Raw genomic sequence first — 4,986 nt, forward strand, 5'->3', positions numbered from 1 at the left:
CCGGGTCGTGGATGACCATGTCGCCTGGGGGAAGCGGGATTTGGGCGGCGCGCTCAGCGAAAAGATAACCAAGTTGGTAGCGCTTAACAGCGCTGTAATGCCGGGCGATGCCATAGAAGGGTTCGGCGCGGGTCGGGCGGAACTCCCAGGCCCGCATGTACACATCCTGAACGTCGAGCCACGGTGTATCGACTTTGTCCATCGACTGTGCGATCCGCAGCATTGCCAAGAAGATATTTTCTTCGTCGGCTCCGATCTCGATCAACCGCTCAGAGTATCTGCGCGCGTTGGCGAAATCGTGAATGTTGAAATACAGCTGCGCCAGCATGTGTACGGGTAGTGGGTCGTCGGGTCTGCTTTCCTCTTCCGCCAGAAAACGCTCGATGAGCCGCTGGTGGGGATCGACGTCTCGGGGGACGTCAGCCGCGGGCACCACGCTGTTGACGGCTGCATCAAATTGGGCATCGGTAATTTCCAGGCCCAATTCCTTTGCGAGACGGCGGATCACCGTGGTGGGCGCCGATCGAAGTTCCTCGAAATCGACCCGCACGGCCCCAACGCCTGACAGCGCGAGGTCGCGGGCGGCGATCAAGTGAGCCGTCGACTCGGCCCGCTCCTTTTCGTCAGTCCACCAGCCAAGTCGGTTCAGCGAAGCCACAATGTTGGCTGCGGGTCGATCGACAACGACCGGCACCAACGGGCCCCAGGCTTCTCGGATGTGGTCCACTGCGATGCACAGAGCGGGATGCTTCACACCGGGCCGACGGTTCGCGATGCGGGCGGCGTGGCGATGATTGACGGCCCAATGTCGAAGTTTCAATCTCAAGGCATGAGCGTCCATCATCAGCTCACCACCAGGCTCACGGAAAGCTCTGCGGCACAACAGGCTCAGCTCCGTGTCCTCCCAGGTGTCGTCCAGTTCGCGAACACCGACATCAAATCGCGTGCCCATCAAAACTCCGAGATGATGGAGCACTTTGGCGACGGCCGACGTGCCCCCGCACCAGGGACCGAGGACGACGATGATCGGCTCAGCGACCGCCATGACGCCCTCCCACAGATCCGAGTTGGCAGGTACGGTACCCGACCCGGGGACGGCCCGCCGGGGGAAGAACCTGCTCGGGCGATCCCCCGTGCTTTGCCTGCGGCGATGCACGTGAGCGCCCCCGATAACGACCCGAAGCAGGCATCGGCGCACGCGCAGCCCGGGTATGCGCCAGACGGCCGAAAGATTTGAGGACGCTATGAGCGCCGTGACAATCGGGTGTGCGGCAGGGAGACTGAGACTCGTGACGGTTACGTCGGGAACCACTCGCGAGCAGCGGCCGCGTCAAGCGATCCTAGGTCAGCTTCCCCGGATCAGCCGCGACGACGGATCACCGATCCGGGTTCTGCTGGTCGATGACGAGCCCGCGTTGACCAACCTGGTCAAGATGGCCCTGCACTATGAAGGCTGGACCGTCGAGGTCGCCCACAACGGCAGGGATGCCGTCAGTAAGTTCGGCAGCGTCGAACCCGATGTGCTCGTCCTCGACATCATGCTCCCCGACATCGACGGTCTGGAGATCCTGCACCGGGTCCGCGAATCGGGGCCCTACACGCCCACCTTGTTCCTCACCGCGCGCGACTCGGTGATGGACCGGGTGACCGGCCTGACCGCGGGCGCCGACGACTACATGACCAAGCCTTTCAGCCTCGAGGAGCTGGTCGCCCGGCTGCGTGGGCTGCTTCGCCGCTCCAACCACCTCGCGCCGCCCGTCGAGGAGAGCCTCACGATCGGCGACCTCACGCTCGACGGCGCGAGCCACGAAGTGCACCGGGCCGGCACGCTGGTCTCGCTTTCCTCAACCGAATTCGAGTTGCTGCGCTTTTTGATGCGCAACCCGCGCCGTGCGCTGACCCGTACCGAGATCCTGGACCGGGTATGGAACTACGATTTCGCCGGGCGCACCAGCATCGTCGATCTGTACATCTCGTATCTGCGCAAGAAGATCGACGCCGGCAGAGAGCCAATGCTGCACACTGTGCGCGGCGTCGGATACATGCTCCGCCCACCGGCATAACACCGAGGGCGGAAAATGATCGGGACACGGGCGACGCCGTGGTGGCGGCCCCGTTCGCTGCGGTATCAACTGGTTTTGGGTGTCTCGGCGGTCGTCACGCTCGTCCTGTTGGTGGTTGGCGTCATCTCGGTGCTGAGTCTGCGCACCTACGTGTACGCGATGACAGATGCCGATCTCGAGTCATCGCTTGACTCGCTGGATCATTCGTACACCCACTACCTTGCCGGCGAGGCCGGCCAGCATGTCGAGATCGGGTCGGCGCTGCTCGGTTTCACCGAGCAAAACGCGGGAAATGTGATCGCCGTGATCCAGCACGGCCATGTGAGCGGTGCGGCGATCTTCTACGAGGACGATCCGCGCGCCGCCTCACCCGACGTCGTATCCGCCATCCAGGCAGAGGACTGGCGCGACGGCGAGATACGCACGGTGAAGCTGGGCGGTTTGGGGCCGTATCGAGTCAGTAGCCAAAGGACCGGCTCCGGTGACGTCTTGATGGTCGGCCTTTCGCTTCAGCTGGTCAACACGACGATCAGCCGCAGAATCGTAAGTGCCACAGCGCTTTCGATCGCCGCAGTGCTGGTGACGTCGGGCCTTACCGCCCTGGTGGTCGGATATGGGCTGCGACCGCTGCGCCGTGTCGCGGTCGCTGCGGCCGAGGTCGCCGGCACCCCGCTCACCGGCGATGACCATCGCATCACCACCAGAGTCCAGCCCGACGACACCGACCCGCACAACGAGGTGGGGATCGTCGGACACACCTTCAACCGGCTGCTCGACAACGTCGACAGCGCACTGGCGTATCGCGCCGAATCCGACCGTCGGGTGCGGCAATTCATCACCGACGCCAGTCACGAACTGCGGACGCCGCTGGCGGCGCTGCAAGGCTACTCGGAGCTCACCCGCCAAGACAGCGCCGCGCTGCCCCCGACGACGGAGTATGCGCTGGCCCGGATCGAGTCCGAGGCGGCCCGGATGGCGTCGCTCGTCGACGAACTCCTGCTGCTCTCGCGGCTGAGCGAGGGCGACGATCTGCGGACCGAGGATGTCGACCTGACCGACATCGCGCTCAACGCATTCAACGACGCTACGGTGGCCGCACCCCATCACCGGTGGGTCAAGGATCTGCCCGACGACCCAGTGTGGGTGCGCGGCGATCGCGACCGACTGCATCAACTGGTCAGCAATCTGTTGACCAACGGGTGGATCCACACCCCCCCAGGAGTAACTGTGACGACGTCGATTACCCGCCACCACTGCACCTCCGACGCGCCCTATGCCGAGTTGGTGGTGGCCGACGACGGGCCCGATATCGACCCGGAGCTGCTCCCCCATCTCTTCGATCGATTCGTGCGCGCCAAAGACGCGCACCACGAAGGCAGCGGTAACGGGCTCGGGCTGGCGATTGTCGACTCGATCGTCAAAGCTCACGACGGGTCGGTCACCGCCGAATCCGGCGCGGGCCGCACCACTTTCCGGGTGCGCCTGCCGCTGTCGCAGTAGCGCACATCACAGCCCGTCCAGCAAATACGTGTGCAAGCTTAAGTTTATGTGAAAATCGCGAAACAGTGATTGCCGCATACCCAGATTGGCCGATCAGCTGTAAAGAAATCGTTAGCGGCTGAACTTTGCGTAAGGGGGGCGCATACCTTCTTCCCAGACCTCGTCACAGAGGGCAAAATTGCATGCCGATACCAAGGAGACTCGATAGCCGATCGACCCGACCGGCCTGTCACGAACGGAGAAACGATGGGCGTGGTTGCCTACGTCTTGCTGACGGTGGCCGTGTTCGCCGTCCTGGGCTACCTGCAAAAGCTGGTCGAGAAGCTGTGACCCGCGCCATCGACGGGGAACCGGCGCGTGTGAGCTCCTCTTGTGCGGAGGAGTGGCGCCCATGAGCATCGACAACATCATCGGCCTGGCGCTCGCAGCGGTGCTGGTGGTCTACCTGGTTGCGGCCTTGTACCTGCCGGAGAGGTTTTAGGTGAGCACAGCTACCGCGGGCATCGCGCTGCTCGTGCTGGCCCTGATGGCGATACACGTGCCGCTGGGCGACTATATGTACCGCGTCTACACCTCGGAACGCGACTGGCGAATCGAGAAGGTCGTCTATCGCATCATCGGCGCCGACCCCGAAGCTGAACAACCGTGGTACGCCTATGCTCGCAGCCTGCTGGCGTTTTCGGCGGTCAGCGTGCTGTTCCTATTCTTCTTCGAGCTGGTGCAGGACAAGCTGCCGCTGCACCTGCACAACCCGGCTACCACGATGACCCCGTCGCTGGCGTGGAACACCGCAATCAGCTTTGTCACCAACACCAACTGGCAGGCGTACTCCGGCGAGACGACGCAGGGTCATTTGGTGCAAATGGCCGGGCTGGCCGTGCAGAACTTCGTCTCCGCCGCGGCGGGCATGGCCGTCGCGGTCGCCCTGGTTCGCGGGTTCGCGCGCACTAGGACTCCTGAGATCGGAAATTTCTGGGTCGATCTGGTCCGGGGAACGCTGCGCATCCTGCTGCCGATCTCGACCATTGGCGCGATCGTCTTGATCAGCGGCGGCGCCATCCAGAATTTCCACCTGAACGACCAGGTGGTCAACACGCTCAACGGCATGCACCAAACCATCACCGGCGGACCGGTGGCCAGCCAGGAAGCCATCAAAGAACTCGGCACCAACGGGGGCGGGTTCTACAACGCCAACTCCGCCCACCCGTTCGAGAACCCGACCAGGCTGACCAATTGGATCGAGACCTTCCTGCTGCTGGCGATCAGCTTTTCGCTGCCGCGCACTTTCGGCCGCATGGTGGGCAACACCAAGCAGGGCTACGCAATCGCTGCGGTGATGGGTGTGTTGGCGACGATCAGCCTGGTCTTGATCGAGCTGTTCCAGCTCAGCCACCATGGGACCGTACCCACTGCGGCCGGCGCG

At 63.5% G+C, this 4,986-nt stretch carries 5 protein-coding genes; 4 read left to right on the forward strand and 1 reads right to left on the reverse strand.

The window, feature by feature from the left end; genetic code table 11:
* Positions 1-1,045: tetratricopeptide repeat protein (locus AC2VOU_RS18530; protein WP_486958681.1), on the reverse strand; the 1,045-nt coding region annotated here is incomplete at its 3' end.
* Between the two features lie 244 nt (positions 1,046-1,289).
* On the opposite strand from AC2VOU_RS18530, the gene AC2VOU_RS18535 reads away from it, so the two are divergent.
* From AC2VOU_RS18535 to AC2VOU_RS18550, 4 genes are all read left to right on the forward strand, one after another.
* Positions 1,290-2,063: a response regulator transcription factor gene (locus AC2VOU_RS18535; protein ID WP_486958682.1), complete on the forward strand. Its 774-nt coding sequence runs from the start codon at positions 1,290-1,292 to the stop codon at positions 2,061-2,063.
* Between the two features lie 15 nt (positions 2,064-2,078).
* Positions 2,079-3,563, forward strand: a complete 1,485-nt coding sequence (locus AC2VOU_RS18540) for a sensor histidine kinase (RefSeq protein ID WP_486958683.1) — start codon at positions 2,079-2,081, stop codon at positions 3,561-3,563.
* A 391-nt stretch (positions 3,564-3,954) separates the two neighbouring features.
* The gene (locus tag AC2VOU_RS18545) at positions 3,955-4,044 is read left to right on the forward strand and encodes a potassium-transporting ATPase subunit F (RefSeq protein WP_486958684.1); all 90 of its coding nucleotides are present in this window, start codon (positions 3,955-3,957) and stop codon (positions 4,042-4,044) included.
* A partial coding sequence (locus AC2VOU_RS18550; RefSeq protein WP_486958685.1) for a potassium-transporting ATPase subunit KdpA occupies positions 4,045-4,986 on the forward strand: 942 nt, incomplete at its 3' end.

It is taken from the genome of Mycobacterium sp. TH-M25 (assembly GCF_057473665.1).